General features: G+C 70.3%; 19 protein-coding genes and 1 tRNA gene. 15 read left to right on the top strand and 5 right to left on the bottom strand.

The window, feature by feature from the left end; all coding sequences use genetic code 11:
- Positions 1–19 precede the first annotated feature (19 nt).
- The 3 genes from FCK90_RS01015 to FCK90_RS01025 are packed head-to-tail and all read left to right on the top strand — an operon-like array spanning position 20 to position 2,906.
- Positions 20–1,081, top strand: coding sequence for a metal ABC transporter substrate-binding protein (locus FCK90_RS01015; RefSeq protein ID WP_246179868.1), 1,062 nt, complete (start codon positions 20–22; stop codon positions 1,079–1,081).
- On the top strand, positions 1,078–1,899 hold the full coding sequence (locus FCK90_RS01020) for a metal ABC transporter ATP-binding protein (protein WP_158032437.1): 822 nt from the start codon (positions 1,078–1,080) through the stop codon (positions 1,897–1,899). Before FCK90_RS01015 ends, FCK90_RS01020 begins: the two co-directional genes overlap by 4 nt.
- Positions 1,896–2,906, top strand: a complete 1,011-nt coding sequence (locus tag FCK90_RS01025; protein ID WP_158032438.1) for a metal ABC transporter permease — start codon at positions 1,896–1,898, stop codon at positions 2,904–2,906. Before FCK90_RS01020 ends, FCK90_RS01025 begins: the two co-directional genes overlap by 4 nt.
- Here FCK90_RS01025 and FCK90_RS01030 read toward each other — a convergent pair.
- Together FCK90_RS01030 and FCK90_RS01035 are read right to left on the bottom strand one after the other, a co-directional pair.
- Positions 2,828–3,880, bottom strand: a complete 1,053-nt coding sequence (locus tag FCK90_RS01030) for a diacylglycerol/lipid kinase family protein (RefSeq protein WP_181954149.1) — start codon at positions 3,878–3,880, stop codon at positions 2,828–2,830. The genes FCK90_RS01025 and FCK90_RS01030 overlap by 79 nt on opposite strands.
- The gene (locus FCK90_RS01035) at positions 3,877–4,368 is read right to left on the bottom strand and encodes a Fur family transcriptional regulator (RefSeq protein WP_158032440.1); all 492 of its coding nucleotides are present in this window, start codon (positions 4,366–4,368) and stop codon (positions 3,877–3,879) included. Before FCK90_RS01035 ends, FCK90_RS01030 begins: the two co-directional genes overlap by 4 nt.
- Positions 4,369–4,605: 237 nt before the next feature.
- Here FCK90_RS01035 and FCK90_RS01040 point away from each other — a divergent pair, with 237 nt between their 5' ends.
- Together FCK90_RS01040 and FCK90_RS01045 are read left to right on the top strand one after the other, a co-directional pair.
- Positions 4,606–5,280 (top strand): MBL fold metallo-hydrolase, encoded by a 675-nt coding sequence (locus FCK90_RS01040; protein ID WP_158032441.1) that lies wholly within the window; start codon positions 4,606–4,608, stop codon positions 5,278–5,280.
- Between the two features lie 116 nt (positions 5,281–5,396).
- Positions 5,397–5,825, top strand: a complete 429-nt coding sequence (locus FCK90_RS01045; RefSeq protein ID WP_158032442.1) for an HIT family protein — start codon at positions 5,397–5,399, stop codon at positions 5,823–5,825.
- A gap of 53 nt (positions 5,826–5,878) precedes the next feature.
- Here FCK90_RS01045 and FCK90_RS01050 read toward each other — a convergent pair whose 3' ends face one another.
- Both FCK90_RS01050 and FCK90_RS01055 read right to left on the bottom strand, forming a co-directional pair.
- Positions 5,879–10,195 carry a DUF3418 domain-containing protein gene (locus FCK90_RS01050; RefSeq protein WP_158032443.1) on the bottom strand — a complete coding sequence of 1,439 codons (4,317 nt, stop codon included), beginning with the start codon at positions 10,193–10,195 and terminating at the stop codon, positions 5,879–5,881.
- Positions 10,196–10,221: 26 nt separating this feature from the next.
- Entirely contained in the window at positions 10,222–11,085 is an 864-nt protein-coding gene (locus FCK90_RS01055; RefSeq protein ID WP_158032444.1) for a fructosamine kinase family protein, read from the bottom strand.
- Between the two features lie 143 nt (positions 11,086–11,228).
- Between FCK90_RS01055 and FCK90_RS01060 the strand changes: the two genes are divergently transcribed.
- On the top strand, positions 11,229–11,594 hold the full coding sequence (locus FCK90_RS01060) for a hypothetical protein (protein WP_158032445.1): 366 nt from the start codon (positions 11,229–11,231) through the stop codon (positions 11,592–11,594).
- Positions 11,595–11,702: 108 nt separating this feature from the next.
- Complete coding sequence (locus tag FCK90_RS01065) at positions 11,703–13,319, top strand: PTS sugar transporter (RefSeq protein ID WP_158032446.1); 1,617 nt, start codon at positions 11,703–11,705, stop codon at positions 13,317–13,319.
- Positions 13,320–13,432: 113 nt separating this feature from the next.
- Here the strand turns inward: FCK90_RS01065 and FCK90_RS01070 are convergent.
- Positions 13,433–13,505: transfer RNA gene (locus FCK90_RS01070), tRNA-Arg, on the bottom strand.
- Between the two features lie 118 nt (positions 13,506–13,623).
- On the opposite strand from FCK90_RS01070, the gene argS reads away from it, so the two are divergent.
- The 8 genes from argS (at position 13,624) to prmC (ending at position 25,326) form a co-directional block, all read left to right on the top strand.
- On the top strand, positions 13,624–15,276 hold the full coding sequence (gene argS / locus FCK90_RS01075; protein WP_158032447.1) for an arginine--tRNA ligase: 1,653 nt from the start codon (positions 13,624–13,626) through the stop codon (positions 15,274–15,276).
- Between the two features lie 2 nt (positions 15,277–15,278).
- Positions 15,279–16,850 (top strand): diaminopimelate decarboxylase, encoded by a 1,572-nt coding sequence (lysA, locus tag FCK90_RS01080; RefSeq protein WP_158032448.1) that lies wholly within the window; start codon positions 15,279–15,281, stop codon positions 16,848–16,850.
- Between the two features lie 134 nt (positions 16,851–16,984).
- Positions 16,985–18,349 (top strand): homoserine dehydrogenase, encoded by a 1,365-nt coding sequence (locus FCK90_RS01085; protein ID WP_158032449.1) that lies wholly within the window; start codon positions 16,985–16,987, stop codon positions 18,347–18,349.
- Between the two features lie 138 nt (positions 18,350–18,487).
- Positions 18,488–19,597, top strand: coding sequence for a threonine synthase (gene thrC / locus FCK90_RS01090; protein WP_158032450.1), 1,110 nt, complete (start codon positions 18,488–18,490; stop codon positions 19,595–19,597).
- A gap of 6 nt (positions 19,598–19,603) precedes the next feature.
- Complete coding sequence (gene thrB / locus FCK90_RS01095) at positions 19,604–20,578, top strand: homoserine kinase (protein ID WP_246179869.1); 975 nt, start codon at positions 19,604–19,606, stop codon at positions 20,576–20,578.
- Positions 20,579–20,920: 342 nt separating this feature from the next.
- Positions 20,921–23,143, top strand: a complete 2,223-nt coding sequence (rho, locus tag FCK90_RS01100; RefSeq protein WP_158032451.1) for a transcription termination factor Rho — start codon at positions 20,921–20,923, stop codon at positions 23,141–23,143.
- 162 nt (positions 23,144–23,305) lie between these two features.
- Positions 23,306–24,391, top strand: a complete 1,086-nt coding sequence (gene prfA / locus FCK90_RS01105; RefSeq protein WP_158032452.1) for a peptide chain release factor 1 — start codon at positions 23,306–23,308, stop codon at positions 24,389–24,391.
- A gap of 17 nt (positions 24,392–24,408) precedes the next feature.
- Complete coding sequence (gene prmC, locus FCK90_RS01110) at positions 24,409–25,326, top strand: peptide chain release factor N(5)-glutamine methyltransferase (protein ID WP_158032453.1); 918 nt, start codon at positions 24,409–24,411, stop codon at positions 25,324–25,326.
- The last annotated feature ends 5 nt before the right edge of the window (positions 25,327–25,331 follow it).

Genomic DNA, 25,331 nt, shown 5'->3' on the forward strand with positions numbered 1-25,331 from the left:
CGCTTAGAACGGATTTCACGTGAGTCCTCGCACACCCCAGTTCTCTTCCCGACAGCCCGCTTCCCGCCTGAAGTCCCTGGTCCCGGCCGCCGTCGCCGGAATCGGCGTCCTCGCGCTGAGCGCATGCTCCGGCGGCGCTGGTGACGCCACCGGCGATGCCACTGCCGATGCCTCGATCACCGTGGTGACCACCACCTCGGTGTACGCCGACGTGGTCGAGCAGGTCGCCGGCGACAACGTCGAGGTGGTCCCCGTCATCGACTCGCCGGCACAGGATCCGCACTCCTACGAGGCCACCCCTCAGGACCGCCTCACGGTGGAGGACGCGGACCTGGTGGTGCTCAACGGCGGCGGCTACGACGCCTTCATGGAGGATCTCGTGGAGGAGGCCGGTGCCCCGGTCGTCAACGCCGTCGAGGTCTCGGGCCTGGAGGGCTCGGAGGAGGGGCACGACCACGATCATGACCACGAGGGCGAGGACCATGCCGCTGAGGACCACGCCACCGAGGAGGCGGGGCACTCCCACGACGAGGAGGGCCACTCGCACGATCACGGCTCCTTCAACGAGCATGTCTGGTACGACCTGGACTCCGTGACCAAGACGGCGGACGCCGTGGCCGAGGAGCTCGGGACGCTGGACGGCGACAATTCCCAGACCTACCAGGACAACGCCCAGGCGTTCGGCGAAGAGGTCGAGGGCCTGCACGAGCGCGTGAGCGGCCTCGGACTGGAGGGCGACTACGCGGCCACCGAACCCGTGGCCGGCTACCTGCTCGAGGACGCGGGGCTGCACGACGTGACCCCCACGGAGTTCACGGTGGCCGTCGAGGACGGGACCGACGCGGCGCCCCTGGTCTACGACGAGGTACGCACTCTCGTCGAGGACGAGCAGGTCCAGCTGCTGGCCTACAACGAGCAGACTTCGACGGGCCAGAGCCAGGACCTGCGCACCGTGGCGGAGCAGGCGGGGCTGCCCGTGGTGTCGTTCTCCGAGAACCTGCCGGAGGACACCGGCTACCTGGACTGGATGAGCGGGAACATCGACAGCCTGGAGCAGGCGATGGGGGGCAGCGGTCAGTGACTTCGGGTGGGCCCGCGGCGTCCTTCCGGGGCGCCGCGCTCGCTTTCGGGCGGCGGACGCTGTGGAGCGGGCTGAACCTCGATATCCAGCCGGGCGAGTACGTCGCGGTCCTCGGGGGCAACGGCACGGGCAAGACTTCGCTCCTGCGAGTCCTGCTGGGGCTGCAGACCCTGAGCTCCGGGACGGTCGAGGTGGCCGGCGCGCCGGTGCGCCGGGGCTCGACGGAGATCGGCTACGTCCCCCAGCAGCGCGCCTTCGACGACCGCACTCCCCTGCGGGGCCGCGACCTGGTCGGCATGGGTGTCGACGGGCACCGGTGGGGACCGCGGCTGCTGGGTCGCAGGGCCTACCGGGAGCGCGTGGACGCCCTGCTGGAGAGGGTGGGCGCCACGGAGTACGCGGACGCCCCGGTCGGTACGCTCTCCGGCGGCGAGCAGCAACGCCTGCGGGTGGCCCAGGCCCTGGCCACCGACCCCAGCCTCCTGCTCTTCGACGAGGCGCTGCTCTCGCTGGACCTGCAGCGTCAGAAGCAGCTGGCGGAGCTGGTCGCGCAGCAGCGCGACCGCACCGGCGCCGCTGTCCTGTTCGTCACGCATGACATCAACCCGATCATCGACGACGTCGACCGTGTGCTCTACCTGGCCAACGGCTCGTTCCGGATCGGCTCGCCCTCCGAGGTGCTGCGCTCCGAGGTGCTCTCCGATCTCTACGGGACGTCCGTGGAGGTCATGAGGGTCGCGGGCAGGGTGCTCGTGGTCGGTGCCGAGGTCGTGGACCACTGCGACGTCCCGGGCCACCATGAGGGGGCTGCCCTGTGAACCTGGAAGCCATCCTGGACTCGGTCTTCGTCTTCGATCGGTACGGCGACCTGCTGCACCTGCTGCAGAACTCCATCTGGGCGGGGGCGCTGATCGGCCTGGTCGGCGGCATGATCGGCACCTTCGTGATGATGCGCGACATGGCCTTCTCCGTCCACGGCATCGCCGAGCTGTCCTTCGCGGGAGGCGCGATCGCCCTGCTGGTCGGGGCGGATATCGTCACCGGCTCCCTTATGGGCTCGGTCGTCGCGGCGGTGATCATCGGCATCGTGGGCGCCCAATCGCGCGAGTCCAACTCCGTGGTGGGCGTCTTGATGCCCTTCGGGCTGGGCATCGGCATCCTGGCACTGGCCCTCTACCAGGGCAGGACCGCCAACCGGTTCGCGCTGCTCACGGGCCAGATCGTCTCCGTCGACGAGGTGCAGCTGGTGTCCATGGCGATCCTCTCGGCGGTCGTGATCGCCGGCCTGCTGGTGATCTGGCGGCCGCTGAGCTTCGCCAGCACCGACCCCGCGGTCGCAAGAGCCCGCGGACTGCCCGTCCGGGCGCTGTCCCTGGCCTTCATGCTGCTGCTCGGCATCGCCGTCGCCCTGTCCGTCCAGATCATCGGGGCGCTGCTGGTCCTGGCCCTGCTGATCTCCCCGGCCGCCGCGGCGATGAACCTGTCCGCCTCACCGGTCAAGATCGTGGTGCTCTCCGTGGTCTTCGCCGAGGTCTCCATGGTCGGCGGCATCCTGCTGGCGCTGGGCGGGGCGCTGCCGATCAGCCCGTACGTCACCACCATCTCGTTCCTGATCTGGGTGCTCTCCTGGATCCTCCGCCGGACCCGTAGCCGCCCGCGCTCCTCAGCGGCTCGCGACGGCGCGGGGGCCACAGGCGGAGGCCCGGGCGAAGGTGAGGACGACGACCGCAGCACGCGGTCCGGGGTTCACAGCAGCACGGGCAGCGCCGCGGGCAGGACGGTGATGGTCACCGGAAGCTCGCCCAGCGGTTCCCCGTCGGCGTAGACGACGTGCTTCCCGGTCATGCGCACTCGCGTGGCTGGACTGATCTCCACCTCCGGGACGCGTACGTGGGCGCCTGTGTAGATGGAGGGGAAGAGCCTCAGGAACCTGAGCCGGGTCAGGGGATCGACGACGAAGAGCTCGAGCTGCCCGTCGGTGGCCGAGGCCCGTGGCACGATCCTGAGGCCGCCGCCGATCGAGGACGTGTTGGCCACGTTGACCATCAGGGCCTCGATCTCCCGGCGTCGCGTCCGCCCGGCCTCCGTGACCTCGAGCCCGTAGCGGTGCGGTGGATGCCTCACGATCTCCACCACCAGGGCGATCAGGTACTTGAGGGATCCGCTCGGGCGTCTCCACCGGTTGGCGCGCTCGTTGACGGCGGCGTCGATGCCGGCGCACAGGGCGGTGGCGAACCAGGCCCGCGACCCGTCGTCGAACGCGGCCTGACCCACGTCCATGAAAGCGGGCCCGGTGTCCAATCGGCGCAGGATCCGCCCGGCGGCCTGTTCCGGGTCGTCATGCGGGGTCTTCCAGTGGCGGGCCAGATCGTTGCCCGACCCGCTCGCGATCAGCCCGAAAGGCAGCGCCCTTCCTCCCTGGGCCTGGTGCTCCAGAAGGGCGTTGAGCACCAGGTGGGCCATGCCGTCCCCGCCCACCGCGACGACGGCGGCGATGCCCTCGCCCCGGCTCCGGGCGAGGCAGCGCCGCAGCGGCCGTCCCCAGGCCCGGGCGCCTTGCGCCCCGGAGGGCTCGTCGGTACCGGTGGCGGGGGACTCCGTGGAGAGGATCGTGGCCCTGAACCCGTTGGCGGTGAACAACGCGGCGGCAGCCCGGGCCGCGCGTGCGATCCGCCCGCCCTTGGCGCTCAGGTGCGCCACCAGGACGATCGTGTCCGGGCGACGGCCACCGCGGTCATCCCCGGCGTCCTGCCCCTCGGCCGAGGGACAGGACACCGGCTCCCGCGCCGGAGGGCTCACCGAAGGTCCTCGGCGCCGTCCGTGGCCGTAGCCGGTTCGGGGCTCGACGGGTCCGCGTCGGCCTGCTCCTGGCATCGCGGGCACAGCCCGACGATCTCGATGGTGTGATCGAGGTTCGTATAGCCGAAGGCGCTCGCCGTCTGCTCGGCCCACGCCTCGACCAGCGGGGCCTCCAGCTCGACCGTGGCGCCGCAGACCCGGCACACCAGGTGGTGGTGGTGATGCTCCGCCGCGCATTTCCGGTAGATGGCCTCGCCCTCCGCGTTGCGCAGCACATCGACCTCCCCGGTATCGGCCATCGACTGGAGCACCCTGTAGGTCGTGGCCAGGGAGACCGAATCGCCCTGCTCGCGCAGGCGGTTGTGCAGGTCCTGGGTCGAGATGAAGTCGGTCTGCGCGTCCAGTGCGGCGCGGACCGCGCGACGTTGCCTGGTGTTGCGGATCTCGCCACGTGCCTCTTTGGATGCGGGGGAGTCGGCGGAACTCACGAACTTCTCTCCTGATCTCGCTCACCCGTCACGGGTGCCGTGGTGGTTGTGACATGCCGTGTATGCGGTCCTCTCACCATGACACGCGCGGCCATCAAAGGGTAGCGGGAACCTGCCGTCAGCGGTGTGCCCGGGGCGAACGCCCGTCACGCGCCGGACCCGATCGATAGGCTGTGCCCGAGAACGCCGTCATGCAGGACGCTCGTCCCTGGAAGTCGCCATGAAGTGGAGGTTGCCATGAAGCTGACCAAGTTCACCCATTCCTGCGTCCGGGTCCAGTGCGCGGACACCGTGATCGTGATCGACCCGGGGAACTTCTCCGAGGTCGAGGAGGCGATGACCGGAGCGGATCATGTGCTGATCACCCACACCCACCCGGACCATCTGGACCCCGAGAGGGTGCCCGCCCGGCTGCGGGAGCAGCCGGACACCACCGTGTGGGCCCCGGGGCCCGTGGCGGCTCACCTGCGCGAGGACCTGGCCGGTGCGGCCGTGGACTCCGAGGGGAGGCCGAGGATCCACGACGTGGAGGCGGACGGCGAGCTGGATCTCGGAGGAGTCCGGGTCCAGACCTTCGGCGGGCAGCACGCGCTGATCCATCCCCTGGTGCGAACCGTGGACAACGTGGGCTACCTGATCGAGGGGAAGCTCTTCCACCCCGGGGACTCGTTCGTCGTACCCCATGGGATCACGCCCACCACCGTGCTCGTCCCGCTGCATGCCCCGTGGTCCAAGATGTCCGAGGTGATCGACTTCCTGATCGCCGTGGGCGCCCCCACCGCCTATCAGATCCACGACGCCCTGCTGTCCGCCAACGGCTTCGGCATCGTGGAGAAGCAGGTGACTCGTTTCGCCGGGAAGTACGGGACGCAGTACGTTCACCTGGACCCGGGGACCACGGTCGAGGTCTGAGCCACCGGGGCCGGCCTACGCCGGCCCGCCGCATCGCTTCTTTCCTGGATACACCCCCACCCGTGACCGGGCGACGGCCGAGGCCGCCGTCCGCTCCGCATCTCAGAGGAGACTCCGTGAGCACCATCTTCACCAAGATCATCGACGGCGAGATCCCCGGCCGGTTCGTCTGGCGGGACGAGAAATGCGTGGCCTTCCTGTCCATCGCGCCGTTGTCGCAGGGGCACACCCTCGTGGTCCCCCGGGAGGAGGTCGACCACTGGCTGGACCTCGACCCCGAGCTCGCCGCGCACCTGATGCGCGTCTCGCAGATCATCGGCAAGGCCCAGGACCAGGTCTGGCACCCCAGGCGCGTGGGCCAGATGATCCAGGGCTTCGAGGTGCCCCACTGCCATATCCACGTGTGGCCCACCAACTCCATCGAGGAGTTCGACTTCGCCAACGTGGACCAGAACCCCTCCGGCGAGCTCATGGAGCAGTCGGCCGAGCGCATCCGGCAGGCATTGCTCGCCGACGGGCAGGAGCGGTACGTCCCCCAGCGCTGAACGTTCCGGGGCGGGGCCGCCCGCCTCGTACCGGTGAGGGCCACGGCTGTCGCCTATCCGGTCGTGGCCTCCCGCAGGGCCTTGCGGATGCGCTTGGGGGAGACGCTGTAGGCCGTGCCGAGCTCCTGGGCGAAGAAGGAGACCCGCAGCTCCTGGATCTGCCATTCGATCCCGGTCAGCGCCTGCGGCACGGGACGCCCGGCCGGCACGGCACCGATCGCCGCATCCAGCTCGTCCTCGAGCGCCTGGACCTCGAGCATGTTGGTGGTGTCGCGCTGGATGGCGGCGGTTCCCACGAGCTTGTCCACGCGGATCTGCATCGCCCTCATGTACCGCGGTAGGTGCTGGAGATGCTCCCAGCCGGTCCGGGTGACGAAGCCGGGGCTGACCAGGCGGTCCAGTTGCTCGCGCAGGTCGGCGAACGCATTGACCGCGGCCATCGACGCCGGGCGCTTGATCTGCTTGCGCACCGTATTGGCGTCGGTGAGGACCTGCGCTACCAGGGCGGTCACCACGAATACGGTGTCGATCAGCTCCGCCCGAATCTCGTCGAACACGCGGTCGAACTCCACCCGCGTCCAGGGCGGCGTTGCGGGCAGGAGCTTGTCCACCGCCGCCTGCGTGCAATCCCGGATCAGGACGTCGACGGACCCTTGCGGGTTCTGCGTGAAGACGAGCTTCTCCTTGTTGTTCAGGTGATCCGAGACGTAGCGCTGGGTCGATGGCAGCCGGTGCTGCAGCAGCGCGATGACTCCGCGGCGCTGTGCCGCCTGCTGCTCGGCCTCATCGGCGAACACCCGCACGCTCGCGGTGGGCGCCGGCGGTCCCTGGGCGCCCTCCGTGTCCCGGCCCCCGCTGCCGGAGAGGTGCGCCGAGGACTCCAGCGCCGGCCATCCGGTGATCCGCTGCCCGGCGACGACGGTCTCGACCTGGCGCGGGATGTCATCGGCGGGCCATTCGGTCAGGCCGTCCCGCTCCAGCGAGACGGACCTCTCGGTCGTGGCGGCCTGCGGCCTGTTGCCGGGACGGCCGCGTCCGCCCTTCCCGGACCGCTGGCCCGGTGCCTTCGGGCCGCGTCCGCCCGCCGCCGGAGGACGCGAGGGGCCGGTAGCACCCGGAAGCGCCTCGGCGGTCGTGCCGAGGGACTCGGCGAGTGCGCGGCGGACGTCGTCGTGCAACGCGGCCTGCAGGGCCTCCAGGTCGTCGCTCTCGCCGAGGACCTTGTTGCGGGCGTCGCGGACCTGGAAGTGCATGCGCAGGTGCTGGGGTACCCGCGACCAGTCGAAGGAGTCAGGCTCGATGATCACCCCGCGCAGACGTCGCAGGGCCAGCGGCAGAGCGGTTTCCAGCTCATCGGCGGCGGGATCGGCCTCGGCGTCCAGGATCTCGACGGCCTGGCGCGCGACGTCCGGGGCGGGGACGACGTTCTTGCGGACGGCCTTGGGCAGGGACTTGATCAGGGCGGTGATCAGCTCGGTGCGCAACCCGGGGATCTGCCACCTGAACGGCGCGGGGGAGAGCTGGTGGAGGAAGAGGACGGGAACGCGTACCGTCACGCCGTCGGGCAGCTGGCTCCCGCCGCGTCCGGCCGTCCCCGGGGCAGCGGGTGCGAAGGCGTAGTCCAGGTCCAGGCTCAGCTGACCGCCGTCGGTGCTCTGCACCCACTGGCGGGGGAAGGCGGCGTCGTCCCACTCGCCGGCTTCGTCGTCGATGAGCTGCTCGGGTTCGAAGTCCAGGCGGTATTCGTCCTCCTGGCGGGCTATCTTCCACCAGGAGTCGAAATGCCGCTGGGAGACCACCTCGGCCGGGACCCGGGCGTCGAAGAACTCGAAGAGCGCCTGATCGTCCGCGCGGAGATCCTTGCGGCGCAGCCGGTTCTCGAGCTCCTCGACCTCGGCGAGCTTGGTCCGGTTGCGCGCCACGAAGCGATGGCGGGTCTGCCAGTCGCCCTCGACCAGCGCGTGCCGGATGAACAGCTCGCGGGCCCCGGCGGGGTCCACCTTCCAGTAGCCGACGGGCCGGTCGATGACCAGGGGGACGCCGTAGAGCGTGACCCGCTCCTTGGCCATGACGGCTCCGCGGGAGCGGGACCAGTGGGGTTCGGCGTAGTTGCGTTTGACCAGGTCGCCCGCGACCTCTTCGACCCATCCCGGTTCCACCGCGGCGTTGGTCCGCGCCCACAGCCGAGAGGTCTCCACGAGCTCCGCTGAGACCACGTAGTCGGGACGCTTCTTGAACAGATCGGAACCCGGGAAGATCGCGAACCTGGTGCCACGGGCGCCCTGATAGTCGCGGGTCCGCTCGTCGCGGACGCCGATATTGCTCAGCAGCCCGGAGAGCAGGGCCTTGTGCACGTCGTCCGAGGCGGCGCCGGCGTTGATCTCCCGGGACTTGCCGACCTCGATGTCCACGGTCCGGGCCATCTGCCGCAGCTGGGCGAAGAGGTCCTGCCACTCGCGGATGCGCAGGTAGTTCAGGAACTCCCGCCTGCACATGCGCCGGAACGCCGATCCCGACAGGTCCTTCTGCTGCCGCTGCAGGTACTGCCACAACAGCAGGTAGCCCAGGAAGTCGGAGGTCTTGTCCTTGAAACGGGCATGGAACTCGTCGGCTGCCTGCCGCTTGTCCTGCGGGCGCTCGCGAGGGTCCTGGACCGTCAGGGCAGCCGCCAGGATCATGACCTCACGGGCGCACCCGCGGCGCTTGCCCTCCACGATCATCCGGCCCAGCCGCGGGTCCACCGGAAGCGCCGCGAGGGCGCGCCCGGTCGCCGTGAGCGGAGACCGGGGAGCGCCGCGCCTGCCGCGCCGCTCACGCCCGCCACGAGGACGTCTGCCGCCGCGGCGTCCCGAACCGCCGTCGCCCTCGCGCTCCCCGCCCGCGTTGGCACGCCGGCCGGCCTCGGATGGCTGGGTGCGCAGCGCCCCGAGCTCCCGCAACAGGTTCACGCCGTCCTTGACGGCACGGGATTCGGGCGGCTGCACGAAGGGGAAGGCGCCGATCTCCTCGGGCCGGTCCACCACTTCCGCCGAGATCATCTGCAGGATCACCGCGGCCAGGTTGGTGCGCAGGATCTCCGGGTCGGTGAACTCCGGGCGCTGCTGGAAGTCCTCCTCGGAGTACAGCCGGATGCAGATGCCGTCCGAGACCCGTCCCGACCGCCCCGACCGCTGGTTGGCCGAGGCCTGCGAGATGCGCTCGATCGGGAGGCGCTGGACCTTGGTCCGGGTCGAATAGCGGGAGATCCTGGCCGTGCCCGGGTCGATCACGTACTTGATGCCGGGCACCGTGAGGGAGGTCTCGGCGACGTTGGTGGCCAGCACGATCCGCCGTTTGCCGGAGGGCGAGAACACCCGGTGCTGCTCGGCCATGGTGAGCCGGCCGAACAACGGGAGGATCTCCGTTCCGTCCAGCCGGGGGTGGCCCTTGACCAGCTCCTCCAGGGCCTCCTGGGCGTCCCGGATCTCCCGCTCGCCGGCGAAGAACACCAGGATGTCGCCGGGCGCCTCACGAGACAGCTCCTGGACCGCGTCCATCACGCCGTCGATGGGGTCGCGGTCCTCCTGACGGGCATTCTCGGGGGAACTCCCGCGCCGTGCGCCGGGGGCACCCGGATCGTCGCCGGGCTCCCGTCCGTAAGCGTCGCCGTCGTCCCCGTCGAACACCGAGGCCTGCGCCGAGAGGGGGCGGTAGCGGATCTCCACGGGGAACGTGCGGCCGGAGACCTCGATGATGGGGGCCGGTTCCGGCGGGGTGCCCCGGGGGGAGCCCGGTGCCACGGGCTGGTGGAAGTGGGCCGCGAAACGCTCGGGGTCGATCGTGGCGGAGGTGATGATCACCTTCAGATCCGGGCGCTCGGGCAGGATGGTCTTGAGATAGCCCAGCAGGAAGTCGATGTTCAGGGAGCGCTCGTGGGCCTCGTCGACGATGAGGACCGAGTACTTCTCGAGCAGCCGGTCGTGCTGGACCTCGGCCAGCAGGATGCCGTCCGTCATGAGCTTGATCTTGGAGTCGGCGCCCACCTCGGAGGTGAAGCGCACCTGGTAGCCGACCGTCCGGCCGATCTCCTCCCCGAGCTCCTCGGCGATGCGGTCGGCCACGGACCGGGCCGCGATCCGCCGTGGCTGGGTGTGCCCGATCATGCCGCGTTCGGCCAGCCCGAGCTCCAGGCACATCTTGGGGATCTGCGTGGTCTTGCCGGATCCGGTCTCACCCGCGATCACCACCACCTGGTGATCGCGGATGGCAGCCATGATGTCCTCCCGCCGCCCCGACACGGGGAGCTGCTCGGGGTAGACGATCCTGGGGCGGGCCGGTGGCGTGGGACCGGTCGCGGTGGCCGGCCCGGCGCTGGGAGTGGTGCTGGTCATGACCGCACCATTTTACGGATGCGGCCTCAGCCCGCCAGGAGGTTCAGCGCTGAGCGTGCAGCGCGTTCCGTCTGGCGCAGGTAGCCTCCGCCTCGGGGCGGGTCGAAGAGCGCCGCGTGGGCGGCCAGGACGAACAGCTGGTGCAGCGGGACGCGGTCGCGCCACCCGGGGCGGAGGCGATGGACCGATTCGTATCCGGCCACGATCTCCTCGAGATACGGAGCTCCGAACAGGGCCAGGAAGGCCAGGTCCTGCTCGCGGTGGTCGCCATGGGCGGCGGGGTCGATCAGCACCGCCCCGCTGCGATCCCACATCAGGTTCCCGCTCCACAGATCGCCGTGGACCCGCGCGGGCTCCTCGCCGTCGTCGAACCGGCCGGTGCGCAGCGCCTCCGTGACCCGCTCCAGGACGTCCAGCGACGACGCCGGGGCACCGGAGGAGCGCAGGCGCCGGACCATGGGGTCCATGCGCTGGCCGCCGTAGAACTCGCCCCAGGAGGCAACGGGTTCGAGGGGAAGCCCGAGCGGCTGGTCCAGGGGGCCGAACCAGCCCTTCGTCGTGGGTGGGGCCGGGCTGCCATCCCCGCTGTTCCGCCCGGTCTCGGCGACGAAGGGCGGCGGCGCGGTTCCGAAGGCATCCGCACCGAGATCGTGGGCGGTGGCCAGGTCGCCGCCGAATCGCCGGGCCGCCCGGGCATCGGGTGCACCGGGAGCGATCCGTTCCAGCTCCAGGTGGGTATCGGAGACGGAGACCACCCGCGCGCAGCGCGCCGGTCCCTCCGCCAGCCAGGCCAGGCCCGCGGCCTCCAGCTGGAAGTACCCCGGCCGAGGGTCGGGGGAGCGTTTGACGAACGTGGTTCCCGGGGTGGTCTCTGCCGATGAACGAGCCATGCCGCCGACGCTACCGTGCCCGACGGCAGGCCGTCGCCCGCGGATGCTGTCAATACGCACGGGCCCGTAGAATGGATGCGCCCGAGCAGCCTCCGGCCATCCCGCTCGGGCCTGCCAGCGACATCAGTGACGGAGCCCGAGACATGAACCGCACCCCGGAGCAGCGCCGTAGACGCCAGCGCATGGGCGGAGTCATGTTCTGCGTGGGCATCGTGCTCCTGTTCGTGGCCAGCTGGGCCTTCCCGGAGGGGCTGATCCATGTGGCGCGAGCCAGTGCCGGTCCCGATGCGGTCGAGATGAGCGCCCGCGGATGGTTCACCGCCATCTTCGGATCGATCGCGCTGGTGCTCAGCGCCGTCCTGATCTTCCTCGGGTTCGGGATGCGCCAGGCCAACGGGGAAACGGCATCGGAGGAGGACCGTATGCTGGACGAGGCCTGGGGTGAGGAGACCATGACCGACTACGACCTCGGGAGCTTCCACCCCACCCGGTACGGTCCCCGGGACTAGCCACCACTGCCGGCCCGATCGGCCGACCGCCCGGCCGGCGCCGCCTCACCCGGACGAATCCTCCCGGGCCCGCGCCCCGGAACCGCATCTGCTTGAAGGGACATCCCCATGCCCGCTGAGAACGCCGGCTCGAATCGTGACACCACGGAGCGCACCATCGCCGTCGTCGGCAGCAGCGGAGGCAATCTCCTCAGCCATGGCGGAAACGACCCCGCCAAGCTCATCCGGGAGGTCCAGCAGCAGCTCACCGCTGCCGGGCTCGCCCTCGGCGAGGTCCAGTTCGTGAGCGCCTCGTCCTCGATGGACGGCGTGTCGCAGGCGGTGCCCGCGCAGCTGTGGAGCGTCGAGGACGGCACCCCGCAGGTCGTCGCGACGGGGACCCTCGGCGAGATCAACGAACTCGCCCGGGCCTCCGACGAGCACCTGGCCGCCAGGGTGCGCGCCGGTGAGATCGACGGGCTCATCCTGGTCAGCGCCGACCCCGGTGACACCAATGCCCGGACGATCGCCGCGGCCGCCGACGCCGGGATCCCGGCCGCCGGCACCGGCGGGAGCTCCATCGCGAAGGCGCAGCAACTCGGCGTGAACCTGGTCGCGGCTTCGGGGACCACCGGCACCACCGGCACCACCCGCGCTGTCTCCTATGTCTCCGGCCTGGCCCGGCACTGGAAGCTCAGATACCGTCCGGTGCTCGGTTCCGCGCCGTCGGGGCAGGGCGAGCCCACCGCCCAGGACGGGAGCGTGTGGCGCCGGATCAGCATCCGGGGCATCATGGTCGGTTCGATCCCCGCCTTCATCTCCCTGGCCCTGGTGCTGGCCTTCAGCAAGATCCCGGTCCTCGAGGGGCTGACCCCGGTCTTCGACCTGCTCATCGCGGGTCTTCCGGTCGTCGTCGCCGCCGTCGCAGCGCGGAAGGTCAGCGGCCTGGACGAGGTCGGCCTGGTCGCCGGCGCCATCGCGGGCCTGCTGTCCCAGGAGGGCGGCATCCTCGGGGGCCTCGTCGGGGGCATCCTCTCCGGCCTGGTCGCGGCATGGCTGATCAGGTGGACCCTGTCCTTCCGGTTCCCCGCGACGACGGCGAACATCGTCACCGGCGCGCTCGCCGGCCTGCTGCCCGGGCTCGTCGTCTACTTCCTCCTGGCCCCGTTCACGAGCCTCCTCGGCGAATGGGTCAAGAACGGAATCGAATGGGCCGTCGACTTCAACCCCCTGCTGGCCGGTGCCCTGGCCGGCCTGGCCATGTGGCCCGCCATCATCGGCGGCGTCTACCACTCGGTGATCCTCCCGCTGGTCCTGCTCGAGATGGGCCAGAAGGGCCACAGCTTCTTCGGGGCGATCGACATGGTCGCGCTGGTGATGGTCTCCCTCGGCATCACCCTGGCCAACGTGGTCAAGCCCCGGACCTCAGGAGAGCGGGCGCTGGCCGGCTCCGGTGCGGGCGTGAACTTCTTCTTCGGGACGTTCGTGGAGTCCTCGTACCCCTTCATGTTCGGGGACAGGCGCGTTTTCGCTGCGGCGCTGGTCTCCGCGACCGCTGGCGGCACGCTCGTGGGGCTGGTGGGGGCCGAGGCCTCCGCCTACCTGCCCGCGTTCGTGGCGCCGTTCATCGCCACGAACCCCGCGGGCATGGTCATGGCCATGCTCGTGACGGCGGCCCTCGCGTTCACCCTCACCCTGCTGGCGAACCTGGCCGCGATCCGCAAGGCACGGCTCGCCTCGTCCTGATCTTCTCTCGTGCGGGATGTCCGCGGTCGCTCCGCTACAAGGCAATGAAAAGCGATAAGCCCGGACCCCCATCCGTGGGTCCGGGCTATACCGATGTCCTGAGACATCAGAAGTGCCCGAGATAGGATTCGAACCTACGACTTCTTGCTCCGGAGGCAAGCGCTCTATCCACTGAGCTACTCGGGCGGGACCGTCCCGGGATCGCCGTGACGGACCCCAAGACTCTATCACCCGCTGAGCGATGTTCTGTACCTCCCGCGCCCGCGGCTCAAATCGGATACCTCATAGCGGCTACACTGTCCCGGTGACTCCCGAAGAACTGACTGCCGCTGTATCAGCATGCCTGCGTGACGCCGTCGCCCAGGGGGAGTTGTCCCTCGCCGACGGCGCAGAGCTTCCTCCCGTGAAGGTCGAGCGACCCAAGAACCGCGAGCACGGCGACTGGGCCACCACTATCGCCATGCAGCTGACCAAGAAGGTCGGGCGTCCGCCGCGAGAGGTGGCCGCGGTCCTGCGGGAGCGCCTGGAAGCACAGGACGGCATCGCCGCCGTGGAGATCGCCGGTCCCGGGTTCCTCAACATCACGCTGGACACCGCCGCTGCGGGCGAACTGGCCCGGACCGTCGTCGAGCAGGGCCACGCGTTCGGCCGCAACGACGCGATGGCGGGTACCTCGATCAACCTCGAGTTCGTCTCCGCCAACCCCACGGGACCGATCCACCTGGGCGGTACCCGGTGGGCCGCCGTCGGTGACGCCCTGGCTCGGGTCTTCGAATCCCAGGGCGCCCAGGTCACCCGCGAGTACTACTTCAACGACCACGGCGCGCAGATCGACCGGTTCGCCAGGTCACTGCTGGCCGCCGCCCAGGGCGAGCCCGCCCCCGAGGACGGCTACGGAGGCGCCTACATCGCCGAGATCGCCGACCGGGTTCTTGCCGCGGACCCGCAGGCGCTGGAGGCCGCGGATCCGCAGGAGGCGTTCCGCGCTGCCGGAGTGGACTTCATGTTCGGGGACATCAAGGAATCCCTGCACGAATTCGGCGTCGAATTCGACGTCTGGTTCCACGAGAACTCGCTCTTCGAGGACGGCGCCGTCGAGACCCTGCTCGAACAGCTCAAGGCCCAGGACTCCCTGTACTTCGAGGACGGCGCCTGGTGGCTGCGCTCCACCGACTACGGCGACGACAAGGACCGGGTGGTCATCAAGTCCGACGGCGCCGCCGCCTATATCGCGGGCGACATCGCCTACTTCAAGAACAAGCGCGACCGTGGCGCCGACCTGTGCATCTACATGCTCGGCGCGGACCACCACGGCTACGTCGCCCGCCTGAAGGCCGTGGCCGCCAGCCTGGGGGACGACCCGCAGCGCGTGGAGGTCATGATCGGCCAGATGGTCAACCTGGTGAAGGACGGCGTGGCCGTGCGCATGTCCAAGCGCGCCGGCACCGTGGTCACCATGGAGGATCTGGTCGGCGCCGTCGGCGTGGACGCCGCGCGGTATTCGCTGACCCGCTACTCCGTGGACTCCAACATCGACATCGACCTCGACCTGCTGGTCAAGCGCTCGAACGAGAACCCCGTGTTCTACGTCCAGTACGCACACGCCCGCACCTGCGCCGTCGACCGCAATGCCGAGGCCGCCGGGGTGACCCGCGAGGGCTTCGACGCCTCCCTGCTCGGTCACGAGACCGAGGGCGAGCTGCTGGCCGCACTGGGCGCCTACCCGTCGGTGGTCGCCGAAGCCGCATCGCTGCGCGAGCCGCACCGGGTCGCCCGCCACCTCGAGGCCCTCGCGGGGTCCTACCACCGCTGGTACGGCGCCTGCCGGGTGACCCCGCACGCGGGCGAGGAGGTCACCGACACCCACCGCACCCGCCTGTGGCTCAACGACGCCACGCGCCAGGTGCTCGCCAACGGATTGCAATTGCTGGGCGTGTCCGCACCCGAGAGGATGTGACCATGAGCAATTTCGACCAATTCGACCAGTACGACGACGAGAACGACGTCGTCACGACCGGTTTCCGGCTCCGGCCGGTACCCGTCGTGGAAACGGACGCGACCGGATCCTGGCAGTGCGGTCCGAGCGAGCTGGCCCCTCGATGGCTGCAGGTTCCCGAAGACTGGCAGGAGCTCGACCGTGACATCTGGCCGGAGGCGTTCGGCCGCGGCGTCGATGGAGAGCTCACGGTGTCCGGACTCAGCGTCGCCACCCTGGCCGAGACCTACGGCACCCCCCTCTACGTGATCTCGGAGGACACCTTCCGGCAGCGCGCCCGGGGGTTCCGGGAGGCGTTCGAGGAGGCCTTCGCCGCAGTCGGGGCCGAGGTCTCCGTGTACTTCGCCGGGAAGTCCTTCCTGACCCCCGAGGTCGTCCGCTGGGTGCGGGAGGAAGGCCTCAACCTGGACACCGCCTCGGGAGGCGAGCTGGCCTGCGGGCTGCGCGGCGGCATGGAGCCGGCCCGGATGGCCCTGCACGGTAACAACAAGTCCGCCGCGGAGATCACCCGGGCGCTGGATGCGGGGGTGGGGCGCATCGTCGTCGACTCCCTTCCGGAGATCGAGCTGGTGGGGCGGCTCGCGCGGACCCTGGGCGTGACGGCCCCCGTCATGCTCCGCGTCACGCCGGGCGTCCACGCCGAGACCCACGACTTCATCGCGACGGCGCACGAGGACCAGAAGTTCGGGATGTCGCTGGCACCGGAGGATGCGACCGAGGCGGGGCAGACGGACGCAACGCAGTCCGGAACCTCGCCCGCCATGCGGGCCGTGAGCGCCTGCGTGGCCCATCCCAACATCGACCTCCAGGGCATCCACTGCCACATCGGCTCCCAGATCTTCGCTCCGGAAGGCTTCGCGCAGGCCGCCGAGCGCGTGCTGACCTTCATCGCGGAGGTCCGCGACGGCTTCGGCCTCCGTCTTCCGCAGATCGACCTGGGCGGCGGGTACGGGATCGCATACACCGCAGCCGACTCCCCGCGCCCGGCGCGGATGATCGCGCAGGCCCTGGCCGAGTCCGTGCACGGCACGTGCGAGCGGCTCGGCCTGCCGATCCCGCATCTGTCCTTCGAGCCCGGGCGTGCGATCGCGGGGCCCGCCGGGATCACGCTGTACACGGTCGGAACTCTCAAGGGCGTGACCGTGGAGCCCGGCCGGCAGCGCCGCTACGTCTCCGTGGACGGCGGGATGTCGGACAACCCGCGCCCGGTCCTCTACGACGCGGACTACTCCGCGGTCGTCGCCGACCGGCGCTCGACCGATGCCCAGGCGCGCCCCGTGTTCTCCCGGGTCGTCGGCAAGCACTGCGAGTCCGGGGACGTGGTGGTCAAGGCCACCTATCTCCCCGAGGACCTGGCCGCCGGCGACCTGCTGGCCGTGCCGGCCACCGGAGCCTACTGCTGGGCGCTGTCCAGCAATTACAACTGGCTGCCGCGTCCCTCCGTCGTCGCCGTCCGGACTGTCGCCGGCGAGCCGGAGGCCCGGGTGATCGTCCGGGGAGAGACCGACGAGGACCTGTTCGCCCGGATGACCTGACCGCCGCCGGCGCCGTTCCCCCGGCCTCCGCCTGCCCGCGCGCCGTTGTCGAGAGCAGCGGCAGGTCGCTGCCGCCGCCGGAACCCCGGCCCGAATCTTGCCCACTGTCTTCCGCTACACATCTGGAGCCCGACGTGACCAACCCCGCAGCCGGTACCCCGGCCGAGAGCACCCCGACCACCACCCGCATCGCCCTGCTCGGAGCCGGCAACGTCGGCGCCGAGGTCGCCCGCATCCTGCTGGAGGAGCGCGACGAGCTGACCGAGCGCATCGGTGCCGTGCCGGAGCTCGTGGGCATCGCGGTCCGGGATCTCGATTCCCCCCGGACCGTCGAACTGCCCCGTGAGCTGTTCACCACCGACGCCGATGCGCTGATCGATTCCGCCGACGTCGTCATCGAGCTCACCGGGGGGCTGGAGCCCGCCCGGACCCGGATCCTGCGAGCCCTGAACGCGGGCAAACCGGTGATCTCCGGGAACAAGGCGCTGCTGGCCCGCCACGGCGCCGAACTGCACGCCGCCGCCGAGGCCGCGGGAACCAGCATCTCCTACGAGGCCGCGGTGGCCGGGGCCATCCCCATCGTCCGGCCCATGCTGGACTCGCTGTCCGGGGACAGGGTGAACCGGGTTCTGGGCATCATGAACGGCACCACCAACTACATCCTGGACCAGATGGACACCACCGGCGCCAGCTTCGACGACGCCCTCGCGGAGGCGCAGCGCCTGGGCTTCGCGGAGGCCGATCCGACCGCCGACGTCGAGGGTCATGACGCCGCCTCCAAGGTCGCCATCCTGGGCGGCATCGCGTTCCACTCCTCCTACACGATCGACGACGTCTACTGCCGCGGCATCACCGGCGTGACGGCCGAGGACGTCGAGGCCGCCCGCGAGGCCGGATACGTGATCAAGCTGCTCGGGGTGGCCGAGCGGGTCGCCGACGACGGCGATCCCGGCCAGCCGAGCGGCGTCAACCTCCGCGTGGTGCCCACCATGCTTCCGCGGAAGCATCCCCTGGCAGGGGTTCACGGTGCGTTCAACGCCGTGTTCGTGGAGGCGGAGAACGCGGGCGAGCTCATGTTCTACGGCCCGGGTGCCGGAGGGGCTCCCACGGCGTCGGCGGTGATGGGAGACCTGGTGGCGGCGCTGCGCCGAAGCGTGGCCGGCGGCCCGGGCGTGGGACCCAGTTTCCACGCCGATCTCCCCGCGACCAGCGTGGACGGTGTCAGGACCAGCTTCTCCCTGACCCTGCTGTGCCCGGACCGCACCGGCGTGCTCTCGGCGATCTCCACGGTCTTCGCCGAGCACGGCGTCTCGATCTCCACCATGCAGCAGCGGGACCTGCCGGCCGACGACCAGTACCCGGGCCAGCGCCTGGCCGAACTGCGCATCGTCACCCACCAGGCGCGCAACGCCGACCTGGTGAACACCGTGGAGGCGATCCGCGGCCTGGACGTGGTGCTGGATCTCCGCGGCCTGATCCGGGTGGAGAACCCCAGCTGAGCCTCCCGCCCGCGCTACCCTGACACGGTGGCGGTGCCCGGCGCCGCACCCGCAGGGCTGCCCAGGCCGGATCCCGCCCCGACCGAACCCCGTACCGAATCCGAACCGACCACCCGCACCCTCAGGAGAGAACAACCCATGGCACACCTCTGGCAAGGCGTGATCAACGAATACCGCGACCGCCTTCCGGTGACGTCCTCCACCCCGGTGGTCACCATGGGGGAGGGCGGCACCCCTCTGATCCGCGCCCACGCTCTGTCCGAGCTGACCGGCAACGACGTGTGGGTGAAGTTCGAGGGCATGAACCCCACGGGCTCGTTCAAGGACCGTGGCATGACCATGGCCATCACCCGCGCCAAGGAAGAGGGCGCGAAAGCCGTCGTCTGCGCGTCGACCGGCAACACCTCGGCCTCCGCGGCCGCCTACGCCAAGCAGGCCGGCCTGCGCTGCGCGGTGCTGGTGCCCGAGGGCAAGATCGCCATGGGCAAGATGGCGCAGGCCGTGGCCCACGGCGCCGACATCATCCAGATCGACGGGAACTTCGACAACTGCCTCGAGATCGCGCGCAAGCTCTCCGAGTCCTACCCGGTCTTCCTGGTCAACTCCGTGAACCCCTATCGCATCGAGGGCCAGAAGACCGGTGCCTTCGAAGTCGTGGACGCCCTGGGCGACGCCCCCGACTACCACCTCCTGCCGGTGGGCAACGCGGGCAACATCACCGCCTACTGGAAGGGCTACAAGGAGTACGCCGCGCCCTACTCCGCCGCCGACGGCAGCACCCTGGACGCCGTGGCGACCAGGACCCCCGTCATGTGGGGTTTCCAGGCGGAAGGAGCGGCGCCCCTGGTGGCCGGTCACCCGATCGACCAGCCCGAGACCATCGCCACCGCCATCCGCATCGGCAACCCGGCCTCCTGGGAGACCGCGATCGCCGCGCGCGACGAATCGGGCGGGCTGATCGAGTCCGTGACCGATGAGCAGATCATCGAGGCGCAGCGTCTCCTCTCGGCCCGCGACGGCGTGTTCGTGGAGCCCGGCTCCGCGGCCGGGGTGGCCGGACTGATCAAGAAGCACCGGGAGGGGACGGCGCCCACCGGGGCCAGGATCGTGATCACCGTGACCGGGCACGGGCTCAAGGACCCCCAGTGGGCCGTCAAGGGGGCCGAGCTCGAGGATCCCACGGCGGCCGAACCCCGCCGGGTTGACTTCGACGTCGTCTCCGTCGCCGCCGCGCTGGGCCTCGAGTAGGCGCACATGGCTGAGATGGGAACGTGGCGTGACGTCCTGACGCCGGGCGAGTCGATCGAGGTCGAGGTGCCCGCGTCCACGGGCAACGTCGGCCCGGGCTATGACAGCCTGGGCCTGGCCCTGGGCCACTACGACACCGTGGAGATCGGCGTCCTGGAGTCAGGCCTGGAGTTCGAGCTGCACGGGGAGGGGTGCGAGTCCGTCCCCCGCACCGAGGACCACCTGGTGGTCCGCTGCGCGCGCGCCGCCTGGGCCGCTGCGGGACTGGCCGATCAGCCCGGTCTCAGGGTCGTGGCGCACAACCGGATCCCCCACGGCCGGGGGATGGGCTCCTCGGCGTCGTGCGCGGTGGCCGGTGTGGTCGCGGCCAATGCGCTGCTGGCTGAATCCGCACGGCTCACCGACCGGCAGGTCTTCCAGGTGTGCGCCGCCATCGAGGGGCATCCGGACAATGTCGCGCCGTCCCTGCACGGCGGCCTGACCATCTCCTGGGGAGAGCCCGGCGAGTGGGAGTCCGCCCCGGTGACGGTGCACGACGACGTCGTCCCGGTGGTGGCCATCCCCAACTACGAGGTCTCCACGGCGCTCGCGCGCTCGCTGCTGCCCGCCCAGGTCGAGCACCGCGCGGCAGCGGTCAACGCGGGCCGTGCCGCGCTCCTGGTGGAGGCCCTGACGCACCGCCCCGAGCTGCTGCTGCCCGCGACGGCCGACGCCCTGCACCAGCCTTTCCGCGCTCCTGCGATGCCGCCCAGCGCGGCGCTGGTGAGCTATTTGAGAGACCGCGGCCACGCCGCGCTGATCTCGGGGGCGGGTCCCACCGTCCTCGCCCTGGCACCCTCGGCGGACGCCGGCCGCGTGGAAGCGGCCATCACCGACTTCGCGGCCCACCCGGACGAGGAGCGCGAACATGTCACATGGCGTGTTCTCCGCCTGACCGTGCCGCGCCAGGGTGCTAGGGTGGTCTCGCATCCGAAGCAGTAATCTCTAGGATGTATCGGGAGTTCACGCGAATCGGGCCCAGGCTCAGGCTTTGGCCTTCGGGTACGCGCAACTGCCGAACTGATGGTTCTTGGCTCACAGCCCACGGGCACAGCCTCCGTGATCGCTCTGATCGGATCAGCTTCCAGCAATGATCGCCGCCCCATGGCGGAACCCAGCGTGCCCTCTCGGCGCGTCGGTTCCGCTGAGCGGACCAGGGCCCATCACCATCACCGCGACTGTCTGAAAGCTCGCGGTGCGGTCCGCCGCACGCGGCCCGAACCAACCGACACAGCCCCCGGCGTCTGAGGGCCAGGGGCACCATCGAGGGAAAAGGAAACCTTCGTGACCGAAACCACCGACCTGACGACAGGTGCGGACCAGGCCACCTCCGACGCCAAGAGCACCGGGCTCTCCGGCCTGAAGCTCGCCCAGCTGCAGGCGCTGGCCGCGCAGCTCGGCATCACCGGAGCCCGCCGGATGCGCAAGTCCCTGCTCGTGGATGCCATCGAGGCCCATCAGCGCGGCGGCAGCGTCGCCGACCGTGACCGCAAGGTCACCGACCAGATCGAACAGACCGCGCAGCGCGCATCCGCCAAGGCCGGCGCCACGCCGAACGAGTCCTCCTCCGACTCCGCGGGATCCTCCAACGGAACCTCCCCGGCAGCGTCGGCGGAATCCGCCGGTGACGCGCCCGCCGTCTCCGCGCGCACCGGCCGTGGCCGGAGCCGTCGTGCCTCCTCCGCCCAGGGCGGGGAGCAGGCAGCGGACTCCAGCGCCGCGCAGCCCCAGGGATCCGGCAACGACAAGCCCGCCAAGGACTCCGAGGGCGGCCCGGCCGGCGAGTCGCGGACCGAGGACTCGACATCGGATGACTCCCAGTCCGGCCAGGACTCCAACCGCGAACGCCCCTCGCGCTCCCAGCGGCGCAACCGCAACCGGGACGGCCAGGGCGGCGAGCAGGGCGGCCAGGACAACGCCGACTCGAAGTCCCAGCAGGGACAGGGCGGCGGCGAGGACCGCAACGACGACGACTCCGCACGGGGCGGCAAGCGCAACCGCCAGGGTCGCAACCAGGACGGCCAGAAGCAGGACGGCCAGAAGAACGAGCGGAACAACCGCGGCAACAACGACCGCAATGACCGCGGCAACAACGACCGCAACGAGAAGAACGCCGACAAGAGCTCGGACCGCGGCGGGGACGACTCCGGCAAGGGCGATCAGGGCGGCAAGAACAAGCAGGGCAACAAGAACAAGCAGAGCAACCAGCAGGGCGGTCAGGACGACGACGGCAGCTCGCGCCGCAACCGCCGTAACCGCAACCGCAACGACCGCAACGACCGCCGCAACCGCCGCAACCGCAACTCCGGCCCGGAGGTGGACGACACCGAGCCCACGGAGGACGACGTCCTCCTGCCCGTCGCGGGCATCCTGGACGTGCTCGACAACTACGCGTTCGTGCGGACCTCCGGCTACCTGCCCGGCTCCAACGACGTCTACGTCTCCCTGGCCCAGGTCAAGAAGAACAACCTGCGCAAGGGCGATGCCGTCGTCGGCGCCATCCGCGCCCCGCGTGATGGCGAGGAGAACAACAACCGCAACCAGCGCCAGAAGTTCAACGCACTGGTGCAGCTGACCAGCGTCAACGGTAAGAAGCCCGAGGAACTGGCGGATCGCGTGGACTTCTCCAAGCTGGTCCCGCTCTACCCGCAGGAACGCCTGCGGCTGGAGAGCGAGGCCAAGAAGATCGGCCCGCGCGTGGTCGATCTGGTGGCCCCGATCGGCAAGGGCCAGCGCGGTCTGATCGTCTCCCCGCCCAAGGCCGGCAAGACGCTCATGCTGCAGTCGATCGCCAACGCCATCACCACGAACAACCCCGAAGTGCACCTGATGATGGTCCTGGTGGACGAGCGTCCCGAGGAAGTCACGGACATGCAGCGAACGGTCAAGGGTGAGGTCATCGCCTCGACCTTCGACCGCCCCGCCGACGATCACACCACGGTGGCCGAGCTGGCCATCGAGCGCGCCAAGCGTCTGGTGGAACTCGGCATGGACGTCGTGGTGCTGCTGGACTCCATGACCAGGCTGGGTCGTGCCTACAACCTGGCGGCTCCCGCCTCCGGCCGTATCCTGTCCGGCGGCGTGGACTCGGCGGCGCTCTACCCGCCCAAGCGGTTCTTCGGTGCTGCTCGCAACATCGAGGGCGGCGGCTCGCTGACCATCCTGGCCACGGCGCTCGTGGAGACCGGGTCCAAGATGGACGAGGTCATCTTCGAGGAGTTCAAGGGCACCGGCAACATGGAACTGCGCCTGTCCCGCCAGCTGGCCGACAAGCGCATCTTCCCGGCCGTGGACGTCAACTCCTCGGGCACCCGCCGCGAGGAGAACCTGATGGCCAACGACGAGCTGAAGATCATGTGGAAGCTGCGCCGGGTGCTCTCCAGCCTGGATCAGCAGCAGGCCCTGGAGCTGCTGACCAACCGCCTGCGGGACACGCAGTCGAACGCGGAGTTCCTGATGAAGGTCCAGAAGACCACGCTCAACGTCAAGACCGACGACGACCGCTAGCCCACCCGATCCGGCCCCGGAGGCCCTGCGCGTCTTCCCCCGCACCCAGCGTGCACGAGGGGAGGACGACGCAGGGTTCCCGGGGCCGTCGTCGTCGCCAGGCACGCACGGACGGGTGCTACCCGCCGTGCCCGATATGACCTCCCGAAAGGAAGCCGCCCCGTGGCCGATCCCATCCAGGCGCTACTGGACGAACACGCCGACCTGCAGACGCGGCTGGCCGATCCCTCCGTGCACGCGGACCCGCTGCTGGCCAAGCGCCTCAACCGGCGGTACTCCGAGCTGAACAAGATCGTCGAGGCGCACCAGGAACTCACCCGGCTGCGCGACGACAAGGCCACCGCCGAGGAGCTCGCGGACGAGGACCCGGACTTCGCGAGCGAGGCCGAGGCCCTCGGGCCGCGCATCGAGGAGGCCCGGGAACGGCTGCGGGTGCTGCTGATCCCCAGGAACCCGGACGACGCCAGGGACGCCATCCTGGAGATCAAGGCCGGTGAGGGCGGGGCGGAGTCCGCGCTGTTCGCCGGGGATCTGCTGCGCATGTACCTGCGCTACGCCGAGTCCAAGGGGTGGCGGACGGAGGTCCTGGGGGATACCCCGGCGGAGCTGGGCGGCTACAAGGACGTCCAGATCGCGGTCAAGGGCCGTTCGGAGGACCCTGCGGAAGGGGTCTGGGCGCACCTGAAGTACGAGGGCGGGGTGCACCGGGTGCAGCGGGTGCCGGCGACCGAGTCCCAGGGGCGCATCCACACCTCGGCCGCAGGCGTGCTGGCCTTCGCCGAGGTCGAGGCCCCCGAGGAGATCGAGATCCAGCAGAACGACCTGAAGATCGACGTCTACCGGTCCTCGGGACCCGGCGGGCAGTCCGTGAACACCACGGACTCCGCGGTGCGCATCACCCACCTCCCCACGGGCATCGTCGTGGCCATGCAGAACGAGAAGTCGCAGCTGCAGAACAAGGAAGCCGCCATGCGCGTGCTCAGAGCGCGGCTGCTGGCCCATCAGCGGGAGCAGCAGGAGGCCGAGGCCTCGGCGGCCCGCAAGTCCCAGGTGCGGACGGTCGACCGCTCCGAGCGGATCAGGACCTACAACTTCCCGGAGAACCGCATCGCCGACCACCGGACGGGTTACAAGGCCTACAACCTCGACCAGGTGCTCGACGGCGATCTCGGTCCCGTGATCGCCTCGGCCATCGAGCTGGACGAGCAGCACCGCCTGGCCAGTCTGGGCCAGGCTTCCGACGACTGACCGAGGACCGGACGATCATGAGCGACTCACTGGCACAAGCCCTGCGCTGGGCCACGGCCGAGCTCGGAGCGGCAGGGGTGGCCTCAGCCGAGGCGGACGCCGTGCTGATCGCCGCTCATCTGCTGAACCTGGATCGTGGCGAGGTGCAGGCGAAAGCCATCATCGGCGCCCCGGTGCCGGAGGGGTTCGAGGAGCTCGTGCGCCGTCGGTCCCGGCGCGAACCTCTGCAGCACCTGACCGGGACCGCCCCCTTCCGCCGGATCGAGCTGGCGGTAGGTCCCGGGGTGTTCATCCCGCGACCGGAGACGGAGCTCCTGGTCGATCTGGCGGCCGAGCGGCTGCGGAGGGACCAGGCCGAAGGCACGCCCCGGCCGCTGGCCATCGACCTGTGCACCGGCTCGGGTGCGATCGCCGCGGCCCTCGCCGACGAGGTGCCGCATGCCAGGCTCTTCGCCGTCGAGCTCTCCGAGGAGGCCCACGCCTGGGCTCAGCGCAATCTGGCGGGACACCGGGTGGACCTCCGCCTCGGTGACGCCACCCGCGTCCCGGACGACCTGCGCGGCCGGATGGACGTGGTGGTCTCCAATCCGCCTTACGTCCCCGGCGACGAGGTGCCGACCGAGCCCGAGGTGATCGACCACGACCCCCGGATGGCCTTGATGGGCGGCGGGGCCGACGGCATGCAGATCCCCGAACGGATCATCGCCGCCGCTGCGAGCCTGCTCAAGGCGGGCGGGTGGTGCGCCATCGAGCACGCCGAATCACAGGCCGCGGCCGTCGCGGAAGCCTTCGCGCGGCACGGGTTCAGCGAGGTCGAGGGCCACGACGATCTCACGGACCGTCCGAGAGCCACCAGCGCCGTCCTGAGCGGCCGCTCTGCCCAGGACGTACCCGGCCACCCAGATGATCCGACCCAGCGGGAGGTGCGACAATGACCGCC

It is taken from the genome of Kocuria coralli, assembly GCF_008831305.1.
Lineage (GTDB): Bacteria > Actinomycetota > Actinomycetes > Actinomycetales > Micrococcaceae > Kocuria > Kocuria coralli.

Excerpts from the sequence above, each read along its gene's own strand:
- FCK90_RS01065 (WP_158032446.1), top strand. The coding sequence starts at position 11,703 with ATGCCCGCTGAGAACGCCGGCTCGAATCGTGACACCACGGAGCGCACC.
- FCK90_RS01050 (WP_158032443.1), bottom strand. The coding sequence starts at position 10,195 with ATGACCAGCACCACTCCCAGCGCCGGGCCGGCCACCGCGACCGGTCCC.
- FCK90_RS01055 (WP_158032444.1), bottom strand. The coding sequence starts at position 11,085 with ATGGCTCGTTCATCGGCAGAGACCACCCCGGGAACCACGTTCGTCAAA.
- thrB (WP_246179869.1), top strand. The coding sequence starts at position 19,604 with ATGGCTGAGATGGGAACGTGGCGTGACGTCCTGACGCCGGGCGAGTCG.
- FCK90_RS01040 (WP_158032441.1), top strand. The coding sequence starts at position 4,606 with ATGAAGCTGACCAAGTTCACCCATTCCTGCGTCCGGGTCCAGTGCGCG.
- thrC (WP_158032450.1), top strand. The coding sequence starts at position 18,488 with ATGGCACACCTCTGGCAAGGCGTGATCAACGAATACCGCGACCGCCTT.
- FCK90_RS01060 (WP_158032445.1), top strand. The coding sequence starts at position 11,229 with ATGAACCGCACCCCGGAGCAGCGCCGTAGACGCCAGCGCATGGGCGGA.
- prmC (WP_158032453.1), top strand. The coding sequence starts at position 24,409 with ATGAGCGACTCACTGGCACAAGCCCTGCGCTGGGCCACGGCCGAGCTC.
- lysA (WP_158032448.1), top strand. The coding sequence starts at position 15,279 with ATGAGCAATTTCGACCAATTCGACCAGTACGACGACGAGAACGACGTC.